The sequence below is a fragment of the Streptomyces afghaniensis genome, assembly GCF_044327915.1.
GTDB classification, from domain to species: Bacteria; Actinomycetota; Actinomycetes; order Streptomycetales; family Streptomycetaceae; genus Streptomyces; species Streptomyces afghaniensis.
Window position 1 is genome coordinate 85743 of the sequence record NZ_JBIRGJ010000010.1, and the last position, 25042, is coordinate 110784.

26 protein-coding genes are annotated in these 25042 nt (G+C 71.6%); 19 read left to right on the forward strand and 7 right to left on the reverse strand.

Translation table 11 applies throughout. From position 1 onward, the window contains the following. Positions 1–10 precede the first annotated feature (10 nt). The 3 genes from ACH4G3_RS34695 (at position 11) to ACH4G3_RS34705 (ending at position 2578) form a co-directional block, all read left to right on the forward strand. The gene (locus ACH4G3_RS34695) at positions 11–1069 is read left to right on the forward strand and encodes an ABC transporter ATP-binding protein (RefSeq protein WP_397628213.1); all 1059 of its coding nucleotides are present in this window, start codon (positions 11–13) and stop codon (positions 1067–1069) included. Continuing rightward, complete coding sequence (locus tag ACH4G3_RS34700) at positions 1062–2210, forward strand: ABC transporter ATP-binding protein (RefSeq protein ID WP_397628214.1); 1149 nt, start codon at positions 1062–1064, stop codon at positions 2208–2210. The genes ACH4G3_RS34695 and ACH4G3_RS34700 overlap by 8 nt, the downstream gene beginning before the upstream one ends. Positions 2211–2356: 146 nt before the next feature. Next, complete coding sequence (locus tag ACH4G3_RS34705) at positions 2357–2578, forward strand: VOC family protein (RefSeq protein WP_397628215.1); 222 nt, start codon at positions 2357–2359, stop codon at positions 2576–2578. 122 nt (positions 2579–2700) lie between these two features. On the opposite strand, the gene ACH4G3_RS34710 is transcribed toward ACH4G3_RS34705, so the two are convergent. Continuing rightward, on the reverse strand, positions 2701–4824 hold the full coding sequence (locus ACH4G3_RS34710; RefSeq protein ID WP_397628216.1) for a S9 family peptidase: 2124 nt from the start codon (positions 4822–4824) through the stop codon (positions 2701–2703). A gap of 180 nt (positions 4825–5004) precedes the next feature. Here ACH4G3_RS34710 and ACH4G3_RS34715 point away from each other — a divergent pair, with 180 nt between their 5' ends. The 10 genes from ACH4G3_RS34715 (at position 5005) to ACH4G3_RS34760 (ending at position 14592) form a co-directional block, all read left to right on the forward strand. Continuing rightward, positions 5005–5199 (forward strand): hypothetical protein, encoded by a 195-nt coding sequence (locus ACH4G3_RS34715; protein WP_030842840.1) that lies wholly within the window; start codon positions 5005–5007, stop codon positions 5197–5199. Between the two features lie 26 nt (positions 5200–5225). After that, positions 5226–6086, forward strand: a complete 861-nt coding sequence (gene mshB, locus ACH4G3_RS34720) for an N-acetyl-1-D-myo-inositol-2-amino-2-deoxy-alpha-D-glucopyranoside deacetylase (protein ID WP_397628217.1) — start codon at positions 5226–5228, stop codon at positions 6084–6086. Beyond that, the gene (locus tag ACH4G3_RS34725; RefSeq protein WP_397628218.1) at positions 6083–6493 is read left to right on the forward strand and encodes a DUF6113 family protein; all 411 of its coding nucleotides are present in this window, start codon (positions 6083–6085) and stop codon (positions 6491–6493) included. Before mshB ends, ACH4G3_RS34725 begins: the two co-directional genes overlap by 4 nt. Before the next feature lie 156 nt (positions 6494–6649). Beyond that, positions 6650–9412, forward strand: a complete 2763-nt coding sequence (locus ACH4G3_RS34730) for a hypothetical protein (protein WP_397628219.1) — start codon at positions 6650–6652, stop codon at positions 9410–9412. A 259-nt stretch (positions 9413–9671) separates the two neighbouring features. Then, a complete protein-coding gene (locus ACH4G3_RS34735; RefSeq protein WP_397628220.1) occupies positions 9672–10076 on the forward strand; it encodes a peptidase inhibitor family I36 protein in 405 nt (134 codons plus the stop codon). A 206-nt stretch (positions 10077–10282) separates the two neighbouring features. After that, a complete protein-coding gene (locus tag ACH4G3_RS34740) occupies positions 10283–11080 on the forward strand; it encodes a hypothetical protein (RefSeq protein ID WP_397628221.1) in 798 nt (265 codons plus the stop codon). 92 nt (positions 11081–11172) lie between these two features. Beyond that, entirely contained in the window at positions 11173–12084 is a 912-nt protein-coding gene (locus tag ACH4G3_RS34745; protein WP_397628222.1) for an ABC transporter ATP-binding protein, read from the forward strand. Continuing rightward, entirely contained in the window at positions 12081–12821 is a 741-nt protein-coding gene (locus tag ACH4G3_RS34750) for an ABC transporter permease (protein ID WP_397628223.1), read from the forward strand. The genes ACH4G3_RS34745 and ACH4G3_RS34750 overlap by 4 nt, the downstream gene beginning before the upstream one ends. After that, positions 12818–13981: a sensor histidine kinase gene (locus ACH4G3_RS34755; protein WP_397628224.1), complete on the forward strand. Its 1164-nt coding sequence runs from the start codon at positions 12818–12820 to the stop codon at positions 13979–13981. The genes ACH4G3_RS34750 and ACH4G3_RS34755 overlap by 4 nt, the downstream gene beginning before the upstream one ends. Then, positions 13978–14592 (forward strand): response regulator, encoded by a 615-nt coding sequence (locus ACH4G3_RS34760; protein ID WP_397628225.1) that lies wholly within the window; start codon positions 13978–13980, stop codon positions 14590–14592. Before ACH4G3_RS34755 ends, ACH4G3_RS34760 begins: the two co-directional genes overlap by 4 nt. A 90-nt stretch (positions 14593–14682) precedes the next feature. Here the strand turns inward: ACH4G3_RS34760 and ACH4G3_RS34765 are convergent, their stop codons facing one another. Then, positions 14683–15534: a transglutaminase family protein gene (locus tag ACH4G3_RS34765; RefSeq protein ID WP_397628226.1), complete on the reverse strand. Its 852-nt coding sequence runs from the start codon at positions 15532–15534 to the stop codon at positions 14683–14685. 30 nt (positions 15535–15564) lie between these two features. Then, a complete protein-coding gene (locus tag ACH4G3_RS34770; RefSeq protein WP_397628227.1) occupies positions 15565–16581 on the reverse strand; it encodes a GNAT family N-acetyltransferase in 1017 nt (338 codons plus the stop codon). Between the two features lie 140 nt (positions 16582–16721). Between ACH4G3_RS34770 and fdxA the strand changes: the two genes are divergently transcribed. Continuing rightward, positions 16722–17039, forward strand: a complete 318-nt coding sequence (gene fdxA, locus ACH4G3_RS34775; RefSeq protein WP_010047804.1) for a ferredoxin — start codon at positions 16722–16724, stop codon at positions 17037–17039. Between the two features lie 127 nt (positions 17040–17166). Then, positions 17167–18264, forward strand: a complete 1098-nt coding sequence (locus ACH4G3_RS34780; protein ID WP_397628228.1) for a bifunctional succinyldiaminopimelate transaminase/glutamate-prephenate aminotransferase — start codon at positions 17167–17169, stop codon at positions 18262–18264. Between the two features lie 67 nt (positions 18265–18331). On the opposite strand, the gene ACH4G3_RS34785 is transcribed toward ACH4G3_RS34780, so the two are convergent. Then, positions 18332–18778 (reverse strand): ATP-binding protein, encoded by a 447-nt coding sequence (locus ACH4G3_RS34785; RefSeq protein ID WP_397628229.1) that lies wholly within the window; start codon positions 18776–18778, stop codon positions 18332–18334. Positions 18779–19122: 344 nt separating this feature from the next. Further along, positions 19123–20106, reverse strand: coding sequence for a VldE C-terminal domain-containing protein (locus ACH4G3_RS34790; RefSeq protein ID WP_397628230.1), 984 nt, complete (start codon positions 20104–20106; stop codon positions 19123–19125). Positions 20107–20190: 84 nt separating this feature from the next. Between ACH4G3_RS34790 and dapE the strand changes: the two genes are divergently transcribed. Continuing rightward, on the forward strand, positions 20191–21270 hold the full coding sequence (gene dapE, locus ACH4G3_RS34795) for a succinyl-diaminopimelate desuccinylase (protein ID WP_397628231.1): 1080 nt from the start codon (positions 20191–20193) through the stop codon (positions 21268–21270). 118 nt (positions 21271–21388) lie between these two features. Continuing rightward, on the forward strand, positions 21389–22147 hold the full coding sequence (locus ACH4G3_RS34800; RefSeq protein WP_397628232.1) for an LOG family protein: 759 nt from the start codon (positions 21389–21391) through the stop codon (positions 22145–22147). Positions 22148–22219: 72 nt separating this feature from the next. On the opposite strand, the gene folP is transcribed toward ACH4G3_RS34800, so the two are convergent. Next, the gene (gene folP, locus ACH4G3_RS34805; protein ID WP_397628233.1) at positions 22220–23080 is read right to left on the reverse strand and encodes a dihydropteroate synthase; all 861 of its coding nucleotides are present in this window, start codon (positions 23078–23080) and stop codon (positions 22220–22222) included. A gap of 135 nt (positions 23081–23215) precedes the next feature. Between folP and ACH4G3_RS34810 the strand changes: the two genes are divergently transcribed. Further along, a complete protein-coding gene (locus tag ACH4G3_RS34810) occupies positions 23216–23617 on the forward strand; it encodes a DivIVA domain-containing protein (protein ID WP_397628234.1) in 402 nt (133 codons plus the stop codon). Continuing rightward, complete coding sequence (locus tag ACH4G3_RS34815; protein ID WP_397628235.1) at positions 23614–24204, forward strand: DNA-3-methyladenine glycosylase I; 591 nt, start codon at positions 23614–23616, stop codon at positions 24202–24204. Before ACH4G3_RS34810 ends, ACH4G3_RS34815 begins: the two co-directional genes overlap by 4 nt. Before the next feature lie 15 nt (positions 24205–24219). On the opposite strand, the gene chcB is transcribed toward ACH4G3_RS34815, so the two are convergent. Beyond that, positions 24220–25023 carry a 2-cyclohexenylcarbonyl CoA isomerase gene (gene chcB / locus ACH4G3_RS34820; RefSeq protein ID WP_020270831.1) on the reverse strand — a complete coding sequence of 268 codons (804 nt, stop codon included), beginning with the start codon at positions 25021–25023 and terminating at the stop codon, positions 24220–24222. Positions 25024–25042: the final 19 nt, after the last annotated feature.

Consider the following 25042-nt stretch of genomic DNA (forward strand, 5'->3'; position numbering starts at 1 on the left):
GAGGGCGTACGTGACCACCATCGAAGAGACCCGTAACGTGCCCGAGCCGCGAGGCGCGGCCGACGGCGGCGTTCCCCTGCTCGAAGTGCGCGACCTGCACGTCGAGTTCCACACCCGTGACGGCGTGGCCAAGGCCGTCAACGGCGTCAACTACACCGTGAGCTCCGGCGAGACCCTCGCCGTGCTCGGCGAGTCCGGCTCCGGCAAGTCCGTGACCGCCCAGGCGATCATGGGCATCCTCGACATGCCGCCCGGGCGGATCCCCAAGGGCCAGATCCTGTACCGGGGGGAGGACATGCTCACCATGTCGGGCGACGCCCGGCGCAAGATCCGCGGCAGCAAGATCGCGATGATCTTCCAGGACGCGCTCTCCGCGCTGAACCCGGTGCTGTCCGTCGGCTACCAGCTCGGCGAGATGTTCCGCGTCCACCAGGGCCTGAGCAAGAAGGACGCCAAGGCCAAGGCGATCGAGCTGATGGACCGCGTGAAGATCCCGGCCGCGAAGGAGCGCGTCGGCGACTATCCGCACCAGTTCTCCGGGGGTATGCGCCAGCGCATCATGATCGCGATGGCGCTCGCCCTGGAGCCGGACCTGATCATCGCCGACGAGCCGACCACGGCCCTCGACGTGACGGTCCAGGCCCAGGTCATGGACCTGCTGGCGGACCTGCAGCGCGAGTACAACATGGGGCTGATCCTGATCACCCACGACCTCGGCGTCGTCGCCGACGTCGCGGACAAGATCGCGGTGATGTACGCGGGCCGGATCGTGGAGACCGCCCCCGTGCACGAGCTGTACAAGCGGCCCGCGCACCCCTACACCAAGGGTCTGCTCGAGTCGATCCCGCGCCTGGACCAGAAGGGCCAGGACCTGTACGCGATCAAGGGCCTGCCGCCCAACCTGACCCGCATCCCGTCCGGTTGCGCCTTCAACCCGCGCTGCCCCAAGGCGCAGGACATCTGCCGTACGGACGTCCCGTCCCTGCACCCGGTCACCGAGCGGGACGGCGGCGAGCTGGTCGGCCGCGGCAGCGCGTGCCACTTCTGGAAGGAGACGATCCATGGCTGACCTGGAGAAGACGGACGAGTCCATGGACGCCACCCCCAACGTCACCGAGGTCGAGACGGTCGACGCGGCCACCGACGAGGAGGCCGTGGCCGCGATCGAGGCACCGGTCGATCGCGGTGAGCCGATCCTGCAGGTCCGCAACCTGGTGAAGCACTTCCCGCTGACCCAGGGAATCCTGCTGAAGCGTCAGATCGGCGCGGTCAAGGCCGTGGACGGGGTCTCCTTCGACCTCTACCAGGGCGAGACGCTCGGCATCGTCGGCGAGTCCGGCTGTGGCAAGTCCACGGTCGCCAAGCTGCTGATGATGCTGGAGACGGCGACCGCGGGCGAGATCTTCTACAAGGGCCAGGACATCACCAAGCTGTCCGGGCGCGCGCTGAAGGCCGTACGCCGCAACATCCAGATGGTCTTCCAGGACCCGTACACGTCGCTCAACCCCCGCATGACGGTGGGCGACATCATCGGGGAGACCTTCGAGATCCACCCCGAGGTGGCACCGAAGGGCGACCGCCGCCGCAAGGTCCAGGACCTGCTGGACGTGGTCGGTCTCAACCCCGAGTACATCCACCGCTATCCGCACCAGTTCTCGGGCGGTCAGCGCCAGCGCATCGGCATCGCCCGCGGCCTGGCGCTCAACCCCGAGATCATCATCTGCGACGAGCCGGTCTCCGCACTGGACGTGTCCGTCCAGGCGCAGGTCATCAACCTGATGGAGAAGCTCCAGGACGAGTTCAACCTGTCCTACCTCTTCATCGCGCACGACCTGTCGATCGTCCGGCACATCTCGGACCGGGTGGGTGTGATGTACCTGGGCAAGATGGCCGAGATCGGTACGGACACGGAGATCTACGACCACCCGACCCACCCCTACACCCAGGCCCTGCTCTCCGCGGTCCCGGTCCCCGACCCGCAGGCCCGGGAGGGCCGTGAGCGCATCATCCTCACCGGCGACGTCCCGTCCCCGGCCAACCCGCCCTCGGGCTGCCGTTTCCGCACCCGCTGCTGGAAGGCCCAGGACAAGTGCGCCCAGGAGGTCCCGCTCCTCGCGGTCCCCGAGCGCTTCAAGGGCGAGGACACCCCGGCGGCCCACGAGTCGGCCTGCCACTTCGCCGAGGAGAAGGACGTGGTCCACGCGGCCTGACGCCCCAGCACGGCATCCCTACCGGTTCCCGGCCCTTCTCACCGAAGGCGCCGGGAACCGGTGTTCGAGGATCTGGAATTTCGAGGGTCCGGAATGCTGCATCACATCGAACTCTGGATCCCCGACCTTCCCCGGGCGACCCGCGCATGAGGCCGGGCCTCAACCACTTGGCGTTCCATGCCGGGACGCCGGCCGATGTCGACGCGTTGGTTCGGGACGCCCCGGCACACGGCTGGGAGCCCCTGTTCGCCGACCGCTACCCGCACGCCGGAGGCTCCGGGCACTACGCCGCCTACCTCAGCGACACGGACGGGTTCGAGGTCGAGCTGGTGGCCGAAGTGCCCGCAAACCCCCGCGAACTGCGTTAACACGCAGGCAACTTCACCGACCCGATTCCGATATACGGACGCGTCAGGCTGAACAGCGTACGGCCGTGCGGGTGCCGTAAACGGGCCGGGGCGCGCCATGTCGCCCCGGCCCGTTGCCATGCTCAGACGCCGGTGATGCCCAGGGACCGCTTCAGGAAGTCGACCTGCAGGAGGAGCAGGTTCTCCGCGACCTGTTCCTGGGGGGTGATGTGGGTGACCCCGGACAGCGGCAGCACCTCGTGCGGGCGGCCGGCGGCCAGGAGGGCCGAGGACAGGCGCAGGGCGTGGGCGACGACGACGTTGTCGTCGGCGAGGCCGTGCACGATCATCAGGGGGCGGTGCGGCTCGGCGGGGGAGGACAGGCCGTCCGCCGTGACGAGGGAGCTCTGCGCGTACGCGTCCGGCTGTTCGGCCGGATCACCCAGGTAGCGCTCCGTGTAGTGCGTGTCGTACAGGTGCCAGTCCGTCACCGGGGCGCCCGCGATCCCCGCGTGGAAGACGTCCGGCCGGCGCAGCACCGCGAGGCCCGCCAGCCAGCCGCCGAAGGACCAGCCGCGGATCGCCACCCGGGACAGGTCCAGCGGATACCTCTTGGCGAGGTCCTCCAGGGCCTCCACCTGGTCGTCCAGGGACCGCGTGAAGTCGTGGTGGATCCCCTTCTCCCAGGCGGGGGAGCGGCCCGGGGTGCCCCGGCCGTCCGCGACGACCACCGCGAATCCCTGGTCCGCGAACCACTGCGAGGTGAGGTGCGGGTTGTGGGCCGCGAGGACCCGCTGCCCGTGCGGCCCGCCATACGGGTCCATGAGCACCGGCAGGGGGGTGTCACCGGCGTAGTCCCGAGGCATAACCACGGCGCACGGGATGCGGCGTGCGCCCCCCTCGGTCAGTGTCACGCGGGGGGACATACCAGGATCTTCGGCGTACGAGGGGACAACAACCGTCGGTTTCCCGTCGCGCAGGACCTGCACCCGCACACCTGGCCGATCCAGCGTCGCCGAGACCAGAACCGTCACGTCCCCGGCCCGCACCGCCGAGTGCACGCCCGGCTCCTGCGACACCCGCTCCACGCCCAGCTCGTTCACCCGGTACACATGCACCTGGCCCGTCTCGGCGTCGGCGGCCTCCTCACCCGCCGACGCCGAGAGCAGCACGTCGTCGGCGGAGACGTCCAGCACGGCCCGCACGTGCAGCTGCGCCCCCGTGAGTGGCCGGTCCCCGACCGCCAGCAGCCGCGCGCCGCCCTCGTCCGCGATCCGCACCAGCTGCCCGGCCGGACTCCAGCACGGCACCCCGGGGAAAAGATCAAGCCAAATCCGATCTTCGTCGGCGTGCACCATCCGGGTCGCGCCCGACTCCGGATCCACCGCGAGAATCAGCTGGCTGCGCTGGTCGCGCGCCTGTACGAGCAGCAGCGGCGCGCCCGCCGCTGACCAGTGCACACGTGCCAGGTACGGGTACCGCGCCCGGTCCCAGGCGACCTCCGTGCGCATCCCGTCCAGACCGATCACGAACAGCCGTACGTCCGCGTTGCCAGTACCTGCCGCCGGGTACGCCACCCGCTGCGGCTCGCGTTCCGGATGCGCCGGGTCGGAGATCCACCACCGGTCCACCGGCGTGTCGTCCGCGCACGCCACGAGCAGCCGGTCCGACTCCGGAGCCCACCAGAAACCGCGCGACCGCCCCATCTCCTCGGCCGCGATGAACTCGGCCAGTCCATATGAGACATTTTCCGACTCCGGCTCGGCGAGCGCCCGGTCGCTCTCTCCTTCCGCACCCACCACGCGCAGCGCACCCCGCGCGACGTAGGCGACATACCGCCCGTCGGGCGACGGACGCGGGTCGATCACCGGCCCCGGCGTGGGCAGTTCACGCGCCGTCCCGGCCCGCAGCTCGGCCGCGAAAAGCCGCCCTGACAAGGCGAAAGAGGCCAACTCCACGGCCGTGTCGGTGGCGTACCCGACGATGCCGGCGCCACCCTCGCGGCTGCGCTCACGCCGGGCGCGTTCCTCGGGCGAGAGGTCCTCCGAGACACCGCCCAGCAGGGCGCGCGGGTCGGCGGCCACGCGCTCCCCGCCCTCCTCGGTGTCGAGGACCCACAGCGAGTTCGCCCGGTCCGTACCGGAACCGGAGCGCAGGAACACGACACGTGAACCGTCGGGCGCCACAGTGAACGAACGCGGCGCGCCTAGCGTGAAGCGCTGGGTACGGGCGTGCCGCCGGGGGAAGGAGTCAGGCTCGGTCGTCATGCCCTGACCATATTGGCCATGCGCCCCCTTGTGCGGCCGTGCGCCGATCGATGCGCGCAGACGGATAGTTATGATCAATGTCGCATAGTGGGTATGAACCTGCTGGCTGCTGTACGGATTTGATGCCCCCATAGTCCGACCCCCCCCCGCGCCCTCGTGGATCTTTGGAGGTGAGCCGCCGTGGCACTCTCGATTTCGGCGGTGGTGCTGCTGGCGATCATCGTCTTCCTGCTCATCAAGAAGTCAGGTCTGAAGGCGGGGCATGCGATCGTCTGCATGCTGCTCGGCTTCTACCTCGCCTCCTCGACCGTCGCTCCCACGATCAACGAGCTGACGACCAACATCGCGGGCATGATCGGCAGCATCAAGTTCTGACCGCGGGACCTCGTAGGCTGGGGCCCATGACGGAACTGCCCGACCGGCGTCTGCTGCTGGTGCACGCGCACCCGGACGACGAGTCGATCAACAACGGCGCGACCATGGCCAGGTACGCGGCCGAGGGTGCCCACGTCACCCTGGTCACCTGCACCCTCGGCGAACGCGGCGAGGTCATCCCGCCGGAGCTCGCGCACCTGAGCGGTCCCGCCCTGGGCCAGCACCGCCGCCGGGAGCTCGCCGCCGCCATGGCCGAGCTCGGCGTCGAGGACTTCCGCCTGCTCGGCGGCGCCGGACGCTACAGCGACTCCGGAATGACGGGCCTGCCCGACAACGACGACCCCGGCTGCTTCTGGCAGGCCGACGTCGACGAGGCCGCCGCCCACCTCGTCGAGGTGATCCGCGAGGTACGCCCCCAGGTCCTCGTCACCTACGACGACAACGGCGGCTACGGCCACCCCGACCACATCCAGGCCCACCGCGTCGCGATGCGCGCCGCGGAGCTGGCCGCCGAGTCGGGCCTCACGATCCCCAAGGTCTACTGGAACCGGGTCCCCCGGCCGGTTGTCGAGGAATCCTTCGCCCGGCTCCGGGAGGACCTGCCCGGCCTCCCCTTCGCCAAGGCGGCCGACGTCGACGACGTACCGGGCGTCGTGGCCGACGAGCGGATCACCACCGCGGTCGACGGCACGGCGCACGCCGCCGCCAAGGCCGCCGCGATGCGCGCCCACGCCACCCAGATCAGCGTGTCCGGGCCGTACTTCGCGCTGTCCAACGAACTCGCCCAGCCGATCCTCACGACCGAGTACTACGAGCTGGTGCGGGGCGAGCGGGGCCCCGGCGAGCGGGAGACGGACCTGTTCGCCGGTGTCGAGGAGGCCTCATGAACGACCGGACTCCGATGCTCGCCCAGCCGATGCGGCCGCCCTCCGCCGGACGGGCCGCCGCCTATGCGGGGTTCTTCCTGCTCGGGGCCGTGATCGGCACCGCCGGGGCACTGGTGCAGCCCGCGTGGTTCCCGGGCGGGCTGCTGCTCGCCCTCGCTGGTGAGGCCGGGCTCGTCCTCGGTGCCGCGCGGGTCACCCGCGGGCGGGCCGGGAGCGTCGCGGCCGCCGCCGGCTGGATGCTCGCCGTCGTCCTACTCACGGCCAGCCGCCCGGAGGGCGACTTCCTCTTCGCGGCGGGCGGCGGCTCCTATCTCTTCCTGCTCGGAGGCATCGCTGTGGCTGTGATCTGCGCCACCCTCGCCCCGGGGCGGCAACCGGACGGCGACCACGTCCGACTTGGCAAGTGACGTACCACTTCGCCAGGACGCGCCCGTGGGGGTCCGGTGTGAGTTTCCCCAGCGGTCCTGAGATACGGGCGAGAAGTGGCCAGTATGGTGGTGCGCGCCGCCGAGCTGCCCGCGTGAGGTTGTGTCGGGCGGCGGAGCCAACCGGGAGAACCTGCCTTGAGTCGTGAAACTGACACTCCGTCCTCCGGGCCCAACGGGCGCGGCGGAGCCGCCTACCCGTCGGGTACGCCGCCGTACGGGACCCCGACGGTCTCCGACGGCGGTACGGAAGCGGGCCGTTCGGCCACGCGGCCGGAGGAACGCAAGACCGAGACCACGCTGACGACCCGGATCCGGATCAACATCCCCGGGTCACGGCCCATTCCGCCGGTGGTGGTGCGCAAGCCCGTCGCGGAGGCGGAGGGCTCCGGCGACACCAGCGCCGGTTCCGGTGCGGGAGCGGGCAACGAAGCGAACGCCCCGGGTGCCGCCACGTCCAGGGGCACCGGCACGGTCGAGCCTGCTGCTGAGCCCGGCCAGTCCGGCCAGTCCGGCGAGGACAAGCCGACCAGTGACTGGTTCGCGCCCCGCAAGTCCGGCTCGGGCAAGCCCGGTCAGGGCGGCGGCTCCACCAACGGGGCGGGTGTGCCGGGCGGTTCGGGTCCGGCGGCGGGCGGTTCAGGCGCCCCGGCTGCGGGTGGTTCCGGTGCGGGTGGTTCCGGTGCCGGGCGGCCCGGAGGCGTGGTCGGTTCCATGAGCAGGCCGGGCGGCTCCCGGCCCGGCGGCACGAACGGCGCGGGGCTCCCCGGCGGCGCGACCGGCGGCCCCGTCGCGCCCGGGCACGGCGGCGGCACGGGCTCCTTCGACGTCACCGAGGCACTGGCGGCCGGCCCGCTCGGCAACGGTTCACGTCCGGCCCCGGGCAGCGACGGCGGCGAGACGCGCCGCGACGACCTGCCGTACTTCTCCGAGAACGACCGCCTCAGCCAGAACGGCCAGGGCGGCTACGGCGGCCAGGGCGCTCCCAGCGGCCCCGGCGGCCCGGCCGGCCCGACGGGCGGTCCGGTCACCGGCGACGGCCCGATGACCCCACCGGCCGGCGGCGCCGGCGGTCCTGGCGCCTTCAATGAGCCGGGTGGCTCTGGCGGGCCCGGCAGCTTCAATGAGCCCGGTCGCCCCGGTGGCCCTGGCGGCTTCAGTGATCCTGGTGGTCCCGGTGGGCCCGGCAGCTTCAACGACCCTGGTCGTGCGGGTGGCCCCGGCAGCTTCGACGATCCGGGTGGCTCTGGCGGGCCCGGTGGCTTCAATGAGCCTGGCCGCTCCGGTGGCCCCGGCGGCTTCAGTGAGCCGGGTGGTCCGGGTGGGCCTGGCGGCTTCAGTGAGCCGGGTGGTCCCGGTGGGCCCGGCAGCTTCAATGACCCCGGTCGTGCGGGTGGCCCTGGCAGCTACAACGAGCCGGGCAGGCCCGGTGGCCCGGGCGCCTTCGACGAGCCCGGTCGCCCGGGCACGTCCGGTGGCCCCGGCGCCCCGGGCGCCTTCAACGACCCCGGCCGGCCGGGCGGCCCCGGCGCACCTGCCGGACCCGGAGCCATAGGCGGCCCCGCCGGCACGGGCGGCCCCGGCGGACCCGCCGGTACGGCCAAGCCCGGAGGCCCCGGAGGCCCTGGCCCCGGAGCTCCTGGTGGCCCCGGCACCGCCGCTCCGACCGGCCACGGCGCCGCAGGCCACGGCCCGGGTGGCGGGATGAGCGACGACACCGCCATCCTCACCCCGCAGAAGCCGGCCCCCGAGCCTCCGGACGGACAGGGCTACGCCGCCCGCCACGACAACGTCTCGGGGCACACCGTCACCAGCGGCATCCCCGTCGTACCGCCCGGCGCGGCCTCGTCGTTCGGTCCGGGCGCGCCCGGTGACGCCCCGGTGCCCCACGCGGCCCCGAAGCTGCCCGAGCCGGTCTCCCCGCCCCCGGCGAGCTCCTCGAAGGCGCCGAAGAAGAAGGGGCGCAACAAGCTCGTGCTGCTCGCGGCCGGCCTGGTGGTCGTGGCCGGTGGCGTCTACGGCGCCGGGTTGCTGATGAACCGCACCGACGTGCCCAAGGGCACCAGCGTGCTCGGCGTCGACATCGGCGGCACCACCCGCGACGGCGCGGTCAAGAAGCTCGACGACGCCTTCGACGGCCGTGTGGGCAAGCCGCTGAAGCTGTCGGTCGATGGCAAGACCGTGTCCCTCGACCCGGACAAGGCGGGGCTCCAGTTCGACATGGACGCCACGGCCGACGCGGCGGCGAAGAGCGACTACAACCCGGTCTCCGTGATCGGCTCGCTCTTCGGCAACCACCGGGTCGTCACACCCGTCATGCCCATCGACGAGGAGAAGCTGCACGCCTCCCTGGAGAGCGCGGCCGGCGGTGCCGGCTCGGTCACCGAGGGCACGATCAAGTTTGAGCCGGGTAAGGCCGTCGCCGTCTACGGCAAGGCGGGCAAGGGCATCGACCTCGACAAGTCGACCGCGGCGGTGGAGAAGGCGTACCGTGCCCAGGTGGAGACCGGCACGGCCACGCCCGTCAACGTCCCGACGACCACCCAGCAGCCGAAGATCTCCAACGCCGAGGTCGACCGGATGATGAACAAGTTCGCCAAGCCGGCGATGTCGGGCATCGTCACGGTCGAGGCCGGCGGCGTGGAGGTCAGGTTCAGTCCCCAGAACTCCCTCTGGCGGTTCCTCGCGGTCAAGCCGGTCGGCAACAAGCTGGTCGAGTACTACGACAAGCCCGCCCTGAAGGAGCTGTACGGCGGCGCATGGGACAGCGTGCTGATCACCCGGGGCAACGGCAAGAAGACCCCGGTGACGCCCGACGACGTCATCGGCGCCATGCGCCAGGCCCTGCTCGGCAAGACGGCGGCGGACCGCGTCGCTGTGATCGAGACGAATCCCAGTTGATCGAGACGAATCCCGGTTAACGACGAGCGGCTCGAAGGGCGCCCCGGTGAACGGCCGGGGCGCCCTCTCGTGTTCGAGAGTGCCCAGAAACCGCTTTCGAATGACCGAAAGTGACCCCTTCTGAGCCCATGAAGGCTGCCTAAGATCACTCCGGCGCATGGGCCGAACCAAGTTCACCCCATGGGGTCGGGGGTTCGTCATGCGCTCATTTCGGCGCCCTGCCGACCTCTGCGGGTCTGAGTACAGGATGGGTGAGTGGATGAGCGCACATAAGAAAGCTCTCGTGGGCCTGGCGAGCGCGGCCCTGGTCCTCGGGTTCAGCGGCACCGCTTCCGCCGGCAGCTACAACGGAGTGTGCGAGTCCTCGGGCGGCGGCGAGGTCTGCATGTACAGACTCGCGAATTACAGCGGCGGCCTTTACGACACGCTCTACAGCAAGAGCACCTACAGCGGCAGCACCTACTACGGCACCAGCACGGCCATCGACAACACCATGTCCTCCGTGAAGAACATGGACCCCGACACGCTGGTGTACTTCTACCAGTACTCCGGTTACACCGGTGCACTCCTCGGTATCCCCCCGGGTGAGCACATCAATCAGGTGTCCAACGACAACACGGCGAGTTCGCACTGCTTCGGCTCGAACTCCGCCTGCCCGAACTGAATGTGACGGTGCGCCCCCTGCCCAGGGGGCGCACCCCGTTCGGCGTTTCGTCATCGTAGAAAGCGTCCGACCTGATGCGGAAGAGCTCAGTGGCCGCCGGCGTTGCCGCCCTTTCCGTGGTGCTGCTGTCGGCATGTCAATCGAGTGGCCAGACGAGAAGCGAACCCGAGGTCTCTCCCACTCCGGCCACGAGGACCGTCGCCGGTGTGCCGGTACCGGTCCTCCCTCTTGATTCCTATGGCGTCAGCGCGGAGCAGCAGGCCGTTCTCGACCGGGCCGTCGACAAGCTGGCCGGGACGTGCATGAAGGCGAAGGGATACACCTGGCCCGCTCGCCTCGAGCGGCTCGGCGAGGCGCGCTCGGCCAACGAGCGGCGCTACGGCGTTACCGACCCGGAGGCCGTGCGCGTGTACGGCTATCAGCTGGCACCGCCGCCCGGTGTGACCCCCGAACAACTGGCCGAGGAAGCGCGGCTGGAGAAGAAGCGCAAGACCCTCATGACGGACGAGGTCACCGAGGCCTACACGGGCCGTGCCGGGACGACGAAGGGTACGAGCCGCACGGGCGGCTGCCGCGGCGAGGCCCTGAGGCAGCTCGGCCTGCCACCGCAAGCAGACGCACTGGACGCCGTCGACCTGGCGCAGCAGCAGGGCTGGAAGCGTACGGAGGCGGACAGCCGGGCCAAGGCCGCGAACGCCCGGTGGAGCGCCTGCATGAAGAAGGCCGGCCACCCGTACGCGAATCCCCACGCGGCCGCAGGCGACCCGGCCTGGTGGACGAAGGGCGTGGGGGACACGGCCGCCCGGAACAAGACCAAGGCGCGCGAGATCGCCACGGCGGTGGCCGATGTGAAGTGCAAGCAGCAGGTGGACTACGTGGCGGTCTGGCAGTCCGTCGAGACCACCTACCAAAACAAGATCATCAAGGCCAATGAGAAGGAGCTCGGCGAGGTCCGGCAGATGCGGCGGGACGCGCTGCGGAAGGCGGCCGGGGTCCTCCGCTGAGCCCCGCCGTACGGCGCCATGACATCTGTCATGCGGGAGTCAGGACCGCCGACACTGCCCGGCACACCCCGCCCCCAGCCACTCTGGCCGGTATGACGACGACAACGCCCGTGGTCGGATTCGACCAGGTGAGCAAGACGTACGACGCAGTCCGGGCCGTGGACGCACTGACCCTGACCCTGCGCCCGGGGCAGACCGTGGCGCTGCTGGGCCCCAACGGTGCCGGCAAGTCCACCGCCCTCGACCTGCTCCTCGGCCTCAAGAAGCCCGACAGCGGCACGGTCCGCCTCTTCGGCACCGCCCCCCGGGACGCCATCGTCGCCGGGCGGGTGGGCGCCATGCTGCAGAGCGGCGGGCTGATGGACGAGGTCACGGTCGCCGAACTCGTGCGGCTCGCCTGCGACCTGCATCCGAAGCCGTACCGGCCCTCCGAGGTCCTGTCCCGCGCGGGCATCGAGCAGATCGCCGACCGCAAGGTCAACAAGCTGTCCGGCGGCCAGGCCCAGCGCGTCCGCTTCGCCCTCGCCACCGCCGGCGACAGCGACCTGATCGTCCTGGACGAGCCCACCACCGGCATGGACGTCACCACCCGCCAGGCCTTCTGGGCCACCATGCGCGAGCAGGCCGACCAGGGCCGGACCGTCCTCTTCGCCACCCACTACCTCGAAGAGGCCGACGCCGTCGCCGACCGGGTCCTCGTCCTGCACCGCGGCCGGCTCCTCGCCGACGGCACGGCCGCCGAGATCAAGGCCAAGGCGGGCGCCCGCCGCATCTCCTTCGACCTGGCGGGCACCGTCGACGAGGCCGCCCTGCGCGACCTGCCCTTCCTGACCTCCCTGACGGTCTCCGGCCGGACCGTCCGCATCCAGTCCGCCGACGCCGACGCCACCGTCCACGCCCTGTACGGCCTCGGTGTCTACCCCCGCAACCTCGAAGTCGCCGGGCTCGGCCTGGAGCAGGCCTTCGTCGCGATCACGACCGCCGAGGAGGCGAAGTCGAAGTGAACAGCCTGATCAAGCTGGAACTCACCCGCGCCCTGCGGGGCCGCAAGTTCCTGTTCTTCTCCGTGATCTACCCGTCGGTCCTGTTCCTCATCATCGCGGGCAACGCCGACAGCACCACGAAGGTCCCCGGCAGCGCCCTGACCCTCCCGACCTACATGATGGTCTCCATGGCCTCCTTCGGCGCCCTGACCGCCGTCCTCATGGGCAACAGCGAACGCATCGCCAAGGAGCGCGAGGGCGGCTGGGTACGGCAGCTGCGCCTGACCACGCTGCCGGGCCGCGGCTACGTCCTCGCCAAGACGGCGAGCGCCGCCGTCGTCAGCCTGCCGTCCATCGTCATCGTCTTCGCCGTCGCGGCGATCGTGAAGGACGTACGCCTGGACGCCTGGCAGTGGCTCGCCCTCACCGGCGCGATCTGGGCCGGCAGCCTCGTCTTCGCCGCGCTCGGCGTCGCCCTCGGCTATCTCGCCAGCGGCGACGCGGTCCGTCCGATCACCATGATCACCTACTTCGGCCTGTCGATGCTCGGCGGCTTGTGGATGCCGACGACGACGTTCCCGGGCTGGCTGCAGGACATCGTGAAGTGGCTCCCCACGCACGCGTACGCCGCCCTGGGGCAGGCCATCGAGCAGAGCCGCGCCCCGCACGTCCAGGACCTCGTCGTCCTCGTGGCGTCGTTCGCCCTGTTCGCGGGCGGCGCCGCATGGCTGTACCGGAAGGACACCCTGAAGGCGTGAGCGGCGTCGGGTTCGGTATGGGGCAGCGCCCCGTGAACCGCAGGCAGCGGGCGGTGAAGGCGCTGTGGACCGGCATCTGGCTGGTCTACCTGAGCGCACCCGTCACCGACCTGCTGCACGGCGGCCACAGCACGGGCGTCCGCGTCCTCGGCTGGATCGGCCTGGCCGCCTTCGTCACCTGGTACATGCTGCTGGTCTTCCGCACCGGCCGCGGCGAGCGCAACGCCCTGGTCCTCGGCTCGCTGGGGGTCCTCGCCGCCCAGTCCACGCTCCTCGCCCTCACCCTGGGCCGCGAGTGGCTGGTGCTGTTCGTGTACGTCTCGATCGCGTCGGGCGCCGCCCTGCCCCTGCGTATGGCCCGCTGGACCATCCCGGCCGCGTGCGCGCTGCTGACCGCCGGCGCGCTCGCGGTGCCGGGCGGCCACTCCTACCTGGCCGGCCTGCTCATCCCGGCCCTGCTCGGCGGCTTCGCGATGACCGGCGTACGCGAACTCGTACGCACCACCATCGCGCTGCGCGAGGCCCGCGCCACCGTCGCCCAGCTCGCCGCCAACGAGGAGCGCCTGCGCCTCGCCAGGGACCTGCACGACCTGCTCGGCCACTCCCTCTCCCTGATCACGCTCAAGAGCGAGCTGGCCGGCCGCATGCTGCCCGGCCACCCCGGCAAGGCGGCCCAGCAGGTCGCCGACATCGAGCAGGTCAGCCGCCAGGCCCTCGTCGACGTGCGCGAGGCCGTCACCGGCTACCGCCGCCCCCGCCTCGGCGCCGAACTCGCCGGTGCCCGGGTCGCCCTGACCGCCGCCGGTGTCGCCGCCGACCTGCCCGCCGAACCCGACCTCACCGGTGTCCCCGAGGAGAGCGAGTCCGCCCTAGCCTGGGCGCTGCGCGAGGCGGTCACCAATGTCGTACGGCACAGCGGCGCCCGCCGCTGCACCGTGGAGCTCCTGCACCGCCAGACCCTCGACGGCCCGGTGCTCGAACTCACCGTCGAGGACGACGGCTCGGGCACGGGCGACGGCTACGGCAACGGCCTCACGGGCCTCGACGAGCGCCTCACGAAGGCGGGCGGCACCCTGGAGGCGGGCCCGGCCAGGCAGGGCTTCCGCCTGGTCGCCCGCGTGCCCTCGGCCGGCCCGGCGGACGTAGGATCCCCGGCATGAGCCGCCCCATCAAGGTCCTGCTCGCCGAGGACCAGTCGATGGTCCGCGAGGCCCTGGCTGCCCTGCTCGGCCTGGAGGAGGACATCGAGGTCGTCGCCCAGGTGGCCCGCGGCGACGAGGTCCTGGACGCGGCCCGCGCACACGCCGTCGACGTGGCCCTCCTGGACATCGAGATGCCCGGCGCGACGGGCATCGAGGCCGCGGCCCGCCTCCACACCGAACTCCCGCACATCAAGCTGGTGATCCTCACCACCTTCGGCCGCCCCGGCTACCTCCGCAGCGCCATGGAGTCCGGCGCCGACGCCTTCCTGGTCAAGGACGCCCCCGCCGCGCAACTGGCCGAGGCGATCCGCAAGGTCCTGACCGGCGAACGCGTCATCGACCCCACCCTCGCGGCAGCGGCCCTGGCGGAAGGCGCCAACCCGCTGACGGACCGGGAACGAGAAGTCCTCAGAGCAGCCGCAGACGGCTCCACCAACGCGGAACTGGCCAAAACCCTCCACCTCTCCCAGGGCACGGTCCGCAACTACCTCTCCACGGCGATCCAGAAACTGGCCGTGAGAAACCGCGCGGAGGCGGTCCGAGCAGCCCGCGAAAAAGGCTGGTTGTAATCCGACTCTTTAGGGGCGCGGGGAACTGCGCGACCAGCCACAACGCGCCCGCACCCGCCCTACGACACAAAGCCCTACAGCGAGAAAGCCTCAGTTGAGCATCGCCCGGGCCGCGTGAGCCTCCCCCCGCACCCGCTCAGCGGCCCCCTCATCCACCGCTCCGAGAACCTCCGCGTAGGCCTCCAACTCCACCGCCCCACCCAGAAAATCCCCCCGCCCCACCAGCAGCTGCGCCCGCTCGTACCGCAACCGAGCCGGATGCGAGGGCAACAGCAACGACAACTCGACCGCCCACAGCGCCACATCCGACCGCTCCGGCCGAGCCGCCGCCCACGCCCGCACGTTGTTCAGGATCCGCAACACCACATCCAGCGGGTCGGCCGGCCGCAGCATCGACGGATCCAGGTGCGCCCCCGTCGCCCCGGCGACCAGCAACTCGGCGTCCGCCCCGGTCAGCACTCGCCCCCCGTCGAACGGATCGGCGAGCACCTGCCCCTCGTCAGGCCCGAAACCGACGACGAAATGCCCCGGCAGAGCCACCCCGTACACATGCGCCCCGGCCCGCCTGGCCACCTCCATCCACACCACGGACAGCAGGATCGGCAGCCCACGCCGCCGCAGCAGCACCTCGTGCAGCAGTGAGGACTCAAGGCGCTGGTAGTCGGCCGGGGTGCCGTGAAACCCCGTCCGGTCCCCGAGCAGCTCCCGCAGGGCGACCGCCCACGCCTGCGGCCGGCCGGGCCGGTACGGCAGCAGCCCGGCCAGCCGGTCCAGCTCGACCTGCGCGGCGTCCATGCCCGCCTCGTCCAGCGCTCCGTCCGCCACCGCACCCACCAGCAGGCACAGCGTCGACAGGTCGGGCCGCTCGGACCGGGCCTCTTCGGCGAACCGCCGCCGCAGCTCGGCGGAACGCTCGGGGGGCGGGGGGTAGGGGGGACGCATAGCTGGCTCGTGCCCTCTCACGACGATCGGTTACCGGCCGGGAGCCCGCGCGTCCGGTTCCCGGTAGTGGTGGTAGACGTGGTGCGCGGCGAAGCCCATCCCGGCGTACAACGCCCGTGCTCCCTCATTCTCGGCCTCGACCTGGAGCCATGCGGCCGATGCGCCCTCCTCCAGGGCCCGCCGGGCCAGCGCCGCCATCACGGCCGTCCCCAGCCCCTGCCGCCGCAGATCCGGATCGACCTCGACGGCGGCGAACCCGGCCCACCGCCCGTCGACGACACACCGCCCGATGGCGGCCGGAGCCGCTGCCTCCGCCGAACCGGGCACGGTCGCGAACCACACCGAAGGCCCGGCCTCCAGGACCCGCAGCGCGACCTCGCTCACGCCCTTGCGCTGGTACCGGGCCAGCCACGCCTCGTCGGCCTCACGGGACAGCACGACCTCCGACGGCTCGGCGAGGTCGGCGACCGGCGCCAGCGGCCCGACCCACAACTCGGCCGTCACCTCCCGCACCCAGCCCCGCTGCTCCAGCTCCGCGCACAGCAGCTCCTGCGAGCCCTCGGCGCCGGTCGCGGTCTGGACGTAGGCGGGCAGGCCGCGCTCGCCGTACCACCGCCGAACGGCGTCGAGGGCCTCGTCCAGGGACACGCCCGGGTCACCGAGCGGCAGCACGGAATTCGCCCGGCGGGTGAACCCGGACGCCGCCCGCAGCTCCCAGTCCCCGAGCCGCTCGCTCTCCACGGGCCGCCAGGCCCGCGCGGCGACCCGGGCGAGTTCCTCGTAGGAGGCCGCCGGACCGCGGCGACGCGCCGGCGCGTCGGGTACGACCTTGCCCGCGACCAGCGCGGATTCCGCTATGCGGACGCTCTCGCCGGACTTTCGTGTGATCAGCAACACACCTTTGTCCCATGATGTGAGAACTCCGACCGTGTCGGTGAACTTCTCACCCGGAGCCGCATGTTCGATCAAGCTCCGCACAGAGACCCGTTTGCCCACGTCAGCAGCGGTGATACGGACCTCGAGCCGTCCGGCCGCAGAGATTTCCACAGGTCAGTTCACCCCTCCTGTTCGGATCATGCCCAGGAACGGAGATACTAGGGGCGGGCATCGACGACGCCGCGCTCCCGCGCGCCAGGCGGCGGAGCCTGAGGAGGCCCGCCAGCGCCCTATCGAGGAGGAACGACAGCGTGACCTACGTCATCGCGCAGCCTTGTGTCGACGTCAAGGACAAGGCGTGCATCGAGGAGTGCCCGGTCGACTGCATCTACGAGGGCTCCAGGTCCTTGTACATCCACCCGGACGAATGCGTCGACTGTGGTGCCTGTGAGCCGGTCTGCCCGGTCGAGGCGATCTTCTACGAGGACGACACTCCGGAGGAGTGGAAGGACTACTACAAGGCGAACGTCGAGTTCTTCGACGAGCTCGGCTCGCCCGGCGGTGCCAGCAAGCTGGGGCTGATCGAGCGCGACCACCCCTTCATCGCCGCGCTGCCGCCGCAGGCCTAGTCACCGCAAGCGGCCCGCACATCCGTGCCGCCTCGGTCCCGTACGGCCCGATCACGCCCTGGTCGCCGTACGGGGCCGAGGCGTTTGCCGCGACGGCTCGTACGTACCAGAAAGTGAGCCAGAAACCGTGTCCGCAGTCTCCGACCGTCTCCCCACTTTCCCCTGGGACAAGCTGACGCCGTTCAAGGCCACGGCCGCCGCCCATCCGGACGGCATCGTGGACCTGTCGGTCGGCACCCCGGTCGACCCGGTGCCCGAGCTGATCCAGAAGGCGCTGGTCGCCGCGGCGGACTCCCCGGGCTACCCGACCGTCTGGGGCACGCCCGAGCTGCGCGACGCGATCACCGGCTGGGTCGAGCGCCGCCTCGGCGCCCGGGACGTCACCCACCGCCACGTCCTGCCGATCGTCGGCTCCAAGGAGCTCGTCGCCTGGCTCCCGACCCAGCTGGGCCTCGGCCCCGGCGACCGGGTGGCCTTCCCGCGCCTGGCCTACCCGACGTACGAGGTGGGCGCCCGCCTGGCCCGCGCGGAGTACGAGGCCTACGACGACCCGACGGAGCTGGACCCCGAGGGCCTGAAGCTCCTCTGGCTGAACTCCCCGTCCAACCCGACGGGCAAGGTCCTGCCGAAGGAGGAGCTCACCCGGATCGTCGCCTGGGCCCGGGAGCACGGCATCCTGCTCTTCTCCGACGAGTGCTACCTGGAGCTGGGCTGGGAGGCCGACCCGGTCTCGGTGCTGCACCCGGACGTCAACGGTGGCTCGTACGAGGGCATCGTCGCCGTCCACAGCCTCTCCAAGCGGTCGAACCTGGCCGGCTACCGGGCGGCGTTCCTGGCCGGCGACCCCGCGGTCCTGTCGCCCCTCCTGGAGATCCGCAAGCACGGCGGCATGATGACGTCGGCACCCACCCAGGCAGCGGTGGTCGCGGCCCTCGGCGACGACGACCACGTCCGGCACCAGCGCGAGCGCTACGCCGCCCGCCGCACCCTCCTGCGCGAGGCGCTCCTCGCCCACGGCTTCCGCATCGAGCACAGCGAGGCCAGCCTCTACCTGTGGGCGACCAGGGGCGAGTCCTGCTGGGACACGGTGGCCCACCTGGCCGAACGAGGCATCCTCGTGGCCCCGGGCGACTTCTACGGCCCGGCAGGCGCCGAGTTCGTCCGGGTGGCCCTGACGGCGACGGACGAGCGGGTACGGGCGGCAGTGGACCGGCTGGGCGAGTAACCGGGCACGTAAGAAACCGACGGGGTCCAGGGAAGCTCCCTGGACCCCGTCGGCGTGGAAGCCCGGGTCAGCCGACCGGCAGGCCCTTCGCCGGCAGCGAGCCCGTGGACGGCACCCCGCCCTTCGTCAGGGAGTCCGTCGGCAGACCTCCCGGCGCCGAACCGGCCGCGTCACCGACGAGCTGCCCGGCGGAGCCCGCCGCGTCACCGGCCGCCTTCTGCGCGAGGGGCGTGGTCTTCTTGACCGTCTTGCCGCCGATCTTGCCCGCGGCCGGCACCGCCTTCTTGACGGTCTTGCTGCCGGTGTCACCCGCGGACTTGGTGACGTCCCGAGCCGCGCCGTCGACGGTGTTGCCGACGTTCGCCCCGTCCAGGGCGGTCAGTCCGCCGAGGTTCGGGTTGGCCGGCAGCTCGGGGGCCGCACTGGCGGAGCCGGCCGCACCGACCCCGGCAGCCGCTCCCGCAGCGACGATCAGCGCGGCACGGGCGATCCGGCGGGTCAGGGGGAGGGACATGGTGCTCCTTCGACGGGAGAGAACAGTGAGGTTCTGAAGTGTCCGACCGGGTCCGGGAGTTGATCGACTGGCTGTTGATCGCCCCGGCTCGGACGCAGTGACTACCGCTCGAAGCCCCCGAAGGTTGCGGCGGCGCAACGTAAAGATTTGGCAATGTGTCGCATAATCGGCTGCGGACAAACGGGCAAAAAGACCACCGCCGGGAAGGATGCCGAATCCTTGCGGCCCTTTGACCCCAAGGGCTTTCGCGTACTCCCGGGTGAGGGCGCGGAAAGCTGCGCACCCCGTCGCGGCAGAGCCGCGCGGGTAACCCTCACGGGTGGGTTCCCGTACCCCTGTCCGATCTAGCGCATCGTGACAATACGGACGGCGTCCGCGTCCCGCTCCGCACCCGAGGTGCCTTTCGCCGCGGCCTCCCGCCACTCACTGGCGGTGTTGCCGGCAACCCACTCCCGGCCCGCGTAGGTGACACGGGCGATGTGCAGCTCGGAGGCGTTGGCCACGGCCCAGTGCGCCAGCTGCCAGCCGCGCTGCTCCAGGCTCCGCCCGCCCGCGGAACTCGTGTCGGCGGTCACCGGCAGTGTCATGGTCCGCCCGTCGGACCCGCCCGCACCGCTCGGAGACGGTGTCGGCGTGGCCGCGGACGAGCGGCCCACCTCCGCACCGGCCGGCTGCAGCACATCGCGTCCGAAGTCCCGCGCGAGCGCGGCACGCACCCCGTCCGGGCCCGTCGCCCGGGTCGCGGCCGGGCGGCCCTCGCAGGTCAGCGTGGCCGCGGACTGCCCGGTGAGAGCCGCGGCGAGCAGCGCCGCGTCCGGCTCGTGCTTGGCGTAGGCCTGGGGGAAACCGCTGCGCTGCACGCGCTGCGCGGCGACCGTGAGCGGCAGGCGTGTGTAACCGGGCACCTTGACCAGGTGGTCGTAGAACTCGCCGGCCGAGTACGTCGGGTCCAGGATCTCCTTCGGCGTGCCCCAGCCCTGCGAGGGCCGCTGCTGGAACAGGCCGAGCGAGTCCCGGTCGCCATGGCGGATGTTGCGCAGGCCCGACTCCTGGAGGGCGGTCGCCAGCGCGATGGTCACGGCCCGCTCCGGCAGGCCGCGCCCGTCGCCCACGGCGGCGATCGTCGCCGCGTTCACCGCCTGCTCGGGCGAGAACTCGTACGAGGCCCCGTCGCCCTTGCCGGAGACGACTTTGCAGCCCGGTCCGCCGGTGCCTCCGGTGACGTACTGCACCACGAGGTAACCGGCGATCGCGAGCAGGACCACGAAGGCGGACCCGCATCGGACGAGGCGGCCGCGACGCTTGGGGGAAGAGGACGGCTCTGGCACGCCGTACAAGGTACTGGAGAGTACGGAGTGCCTCGTGCCAGGTGTGGACAGTGTGCACACGCCTGGCGCGTTAGGGTCGACGACATGGCCGACACCTCCCTTGACCTCACGCTGGACGCCGCGGAGCTCACCGCCCGGCTCGTCGACTTCCGCTCCGAGAGCGGCACCGAGAAGCCGCTCGCGGACGCGATCGAGACCGCGCTGCGCGCGCTGCCCCACCTGTCGGTCGAGCGGTTCGGCAACAACGTCGTGGCCCGGACGGACCTGGGCCGCCCGGAGCGGGTGATCCTGGCCGGTCACATCGACACCGTCCCGATCGCGGACAACGTCCCCTCCCGGCTCGACGAGGACGGCGTCCTGTGGGGCTGCGGCACCTGCGACATGAAGTCGGGCGTCGCTGTGCAGCTGCGCATCGCGGCCACGGTCCCCGCCCCCAACCGCGACCTGACCTTCGTCTTCTACGACAACGAGGAGGTCGCCGCGGAGCTGAACGGCCTCAAGCACGTCTCCGAGGCGCACCCCGAGTGGCTCCAGGGGGACTTCGCGGTCCTCCTGGAACCGTCGGACGGCCAGGTCGAGGGCGGCTGCCAGGGCACGCTGCGGGTGCTGCTGAAGACCAAGGGCGAGCGGGCCCACTCGGCGCGCGGCTGGATGGGCTCCAACGCGATCCACGCGGCCGCCCCGATCCTCACCCGCCTGGCCTCCTACGAGCCCCGCTGGCCGGTGATCGACGGCCTGGAGTACCGCGAGGGCCTGAACGCGGTGGGTGTCACCGGGGGAGTGGCAGGCAATGTGATCCCCGACGAGTGCGTCGTCACCGTCAACTTCCGCTACGCGCCCGACCGCACGCCCGAGGAGGCCGTGGCCCACGTCCGGGAGGTCTTCGCGGACTGCGGCGTGGACGAGTTCGAGGTGGTCGACCACAGCTCGGCCGCCATGCCGGGCCTGTCCCACCCCGCGGCGAAGGCGTTCATCGAGGCGGTGGGCGGCACGCCGATGCCGAAGTACGGCTGGACGGACGTGTCCCGCTTCTCGGCCCTGGGTGTCCCCGCGGTCAACTACGGCCCGGGCAACCCCCACTTGGCGCACAAGCGGGACGAGCGCGTGGAGACCGCGAAGATCCTCGCGGGCGAGGAGCGCCTGAGGAACTGGCTCACGGCCTGACCGCCCGGGACGTCATCGTGTTTACGGCGCTCCATCGCGGACATGCTCACGTCCCTCGTTCGTAACCCGCGTAGATCTACGCTGAGGTGGAAAGACAGGCACGACGGAGGGAGCGCACATGGCGACCGGCAACCCCGAGGGGAAGAAGCAGCCGCCGGAGGAACAGCGCCTGGGCCCGGTCCTCCGGCGGCGGGGTCAGGTACAGGCGAGCACCACCGACCAGCGGCTGCTGGACGCGGGCGGACCCTCCGACTGGGTCCACACCGACCCGTGGCGCGTGCTGCGCATCCAGTCGGAGTTCATCGAGGGCTTCGGCACGCTCGCCGAACTCCCGCCCGCGATCAGCGTCTTCGGCTCGGCCCGGACGCCGGCGGACTCGCCCGAGTACGACGCGGGCGTCCGGCTCGGCCGAGGCCTGGTGGACGCGGGCTTCGCCGTCATCACGGGCGGCGGCCCGGGCGCGATGGAGGCGGCCAACAAGGGCGCCCTGGAGGCCAAGGGCATCTCGGTCGGCCTCGGCATCGAGCTGCCGTTCGAGCAGGGCCTGAACCCGTACGTCGACATCGGCCTCAACTTCCGCTACTTCTTCGTCCGGAAGATGATGTTCGTCAAGTACGCCCAGGGCTTCGTCGTCCTGCCCGGCGGCCTCGGCACCCTCGACGAACTCTTCGAGGCCCTCACCCTCGTCCAGACCCAGAAGGTCACCCGTTTCCCCATCGTCCTCTTCGGCAGCGAGTACTGGGGCGGCCTGGTCGACTGGCTCCGCCACACGGTCATCGCCCAGGGCAAGGCCGCGGAGAAGGACCTCCTCCTGTTCCACGTCACGGACGACGTGGACGAGGCGGTGGCCCTGGTGTCGAAGGAAGCGGGCAGGTAGACGGCCAGGAAGAGACCAGGCACGAGCCGGGAGTCCAGGGGGCGGAGCCCCCTGGTACCTCGGGTCAACGCCCTAGGCCAGCCCACGCCGGGCAACCGCGGGCTCCCGATGCCCCGCGATCGCCCCCACCATCTCCAGCACCTGCCGCGTCTCCGCGACCTCATGCACCCGGTACACCTGCGCCCCCAGCCACGCGGACACCGCAGTCGTAGCCAAGGTCCCCACCACCCGCTCCTTCACGGGCCGGTCCAGCGACTCCCCCACGAAGTCCTTGTTGGACAACGACACCAGCACCGGCCACCCCGTGGCGACCATCTCGCCCAGCCGCCGAGTGGCCTCCAGACTGTGCCGCGTGTTCTTCCCGAAGTCGTGCCCGGGATCGATCATGATCGACTCCCTCGGCACGCCCAGCGCCAGCGCCCGCTCCGCCAGCCCGACCGTCACGTCCAGGATGTCGGCCATGACATCGTCGTACTCCACCCGATGCGGCCGGGTCCGCGGCTCCGCACCACCCGCGTGCGTGCACACCAACCCCACCCCGTACCGCCCGGCGACCTCGGCAAGCCCCGGATCCACCCCGCCCCACGCATCGTTCAGCAGGTCCGCCCCGGCCTCGCACACGGCCTCGCCGACCCCGGCCCGCCACGTGTCCACGCTGATGACCACGTCCGGGAACCGCCGCCGCACCTCCGCGACGAAACCGACCGTCCGCCGGGCCTCCTCCGCGGCCGTGACCTCCTCGCCCGGCCCGGCCTTGACCCCGCCGATGTCGATGATCGCGGCTCCCTCGGCCACCGCCTGCTCCACGCGCGCGAGGGCCGGCTCGTCGCGGAAGGTCGCGCCCCGGTCGTAGAAGGAGTCCGGGGTCCGGTTCACGATCGCCATGATCACCGGCTCGTGCGGCCCGAATTCCCGCCTGCCCAGCCTGAGCATCCGCTGTGACCTTTCCTGGTACGTCGCCGTCTTCCGCCGCCTGCGACCCTAGCTGTCGGACTCGCATGGCACGATCGGAGCCTGACACCATCGGTGTCCGAAGACACCGACAGATCCGACCGTGGGGGCTCCGCGATGGTTATGTTCCTGTTCCTGGTCGTCGCGCTAGCCGTCGTGGTCGCCGCGGTGACCCTCGCCGTGGTGGGCGGCGGCGAGAACGGCCCGCTGCCCGAGGCCGCCCCCGAGCGGCTGCGGGACCCGCTGCCCCCGGACCGCCCGGTCGACCGCGCCGACGTGGAGGGCCTCCGCTTCCCGCTCGCCGCCCGTGGCTACCGCATGGCGGACGTGGACGACGCCCTCAGCCGCCTCGGCGCCGAGCTCGCCGAGCGTGACGCCCGCATCGCCGACCTGGAGTCGGCCCTGGCCGGAGCCAGAACAGCCGCCGGCCACGGCCAGGTGTCCCGGGAGAACCACACCTCCGCGGAGAACCACGTGTCCATGGACAAGCCCAGCCCGCGCCAGGAGGACCGGCCGTGAGCGACGGCGCCGCCCTCGCCGGCCCGGACGGCGCGCTGCGCTGCCCCTGGGCCCTGTCCGCCCCGGAGTACGTGACGTACCACGACGAGGAGTGGGGCCGCCCGGTCCACGGCGACGACGCGCTCTACGAGCGCCTCAGCCTGGAGGCCTTCCAGTCCGGCCTGTCCTGGATCACGATCCTGCGCCGCCGCCCCGGCTTCCGCGCCGCCTTCGCCGATTTCAAGATCGCCTCGGTGGCGGCCTTCACCGACGAGGACCGCGAGCGCCTCCTCGCGGACGCCGGCATCATCCGCAACCGCGCCAAGATCGACGCGACGCTCGCCAACGCGCGCGTGCTGGCCGAGTGGGCCCCGGGCGAACTGGACGAGCTGATCTGGTCGCACGCCCCCGGGCCGGGCAACCGCCCGGTCCCGAAGGCGCTCTCCGACGTCCCGGCCGTCACCCCTGAGTCGACGGCCCTGTCCAAGGCGCTGAAGAAGCGCGGCCTGCGCTTCGTCGGCCCGACGACCGCGTACGCGCTGATGCAGGCCTGCGGACTGGTCGACGACCACCTCCAGGACTGCGTCGCGCGTCGACCGGGCAGCTGACCTGCCGCGACGGAGTCAGCGGCCCAGGTACCGGGGCTTCTCCTTGTTGACGAAGGCCTGCACCGCGATCGCGTGGTCCTCGGAGGAGCCCGCCCGGGTCTGGAGCTCGTCCTCCTTCTCCAGGGTCTCCGCCAGGGAGTGGGTCAGCCCGTAGGCCATCGACTCCTTCAGCGCCGCGTACGCCACCGTCGGCCCCTCGGCCAGGGCACGGGCCACCTTCTCGGCCTCCGCGCGCAGCTCGCCGGCCGGCACCAGCCGGTTGGCGATGCCGAGCTCGTACGCCTCCTGCGCACTGATGCTCCTCGGGAAGAGCAGCAGGTCAGCCGCCCGTCCGGGGCCGATCACCCGCGGCAGCGTCCAGGAGATCCCCGAGTCGGCGGTCAGCGCCACCCCGGCGAACGAGGTGTTGAACGCGGCCGTGTCCGCCACGATCCGGTAGTCCGCCGCGAGCGCGAAGCCGAAGCCCGCCCCGGCCGCCACTCCGTTCACGGCGGCGACGACCGGCTTCGCGGCCTCGGTCAGCGCCCGCACGATCGGGTTGTAGTGCTCCCGCACGGTGCTCATGGTCTGCCCCGAACCGGTCTCCCGGTCCTCGATCAGCAGCCCGATGTGCTCCTTGAGGTCCTGTCCGACGCAGAACGCCCGGTCACCGGCGGCCGTCAGCAGCACCGCCCGTACGGCGGAGTCGTCCGCCGCGGACCGGACCGCGTCCCGCAGTGCGACCTTGGCCGCCACGTTCAGCGCGTTCATCGCCTCCGGGCGGTTCAGCGTGATCGTCGCGAGTCCGTCGCTCACCTCGTAGAGCACGGTGTCGGCCATGGAGTTTCCCCTCCGTGTC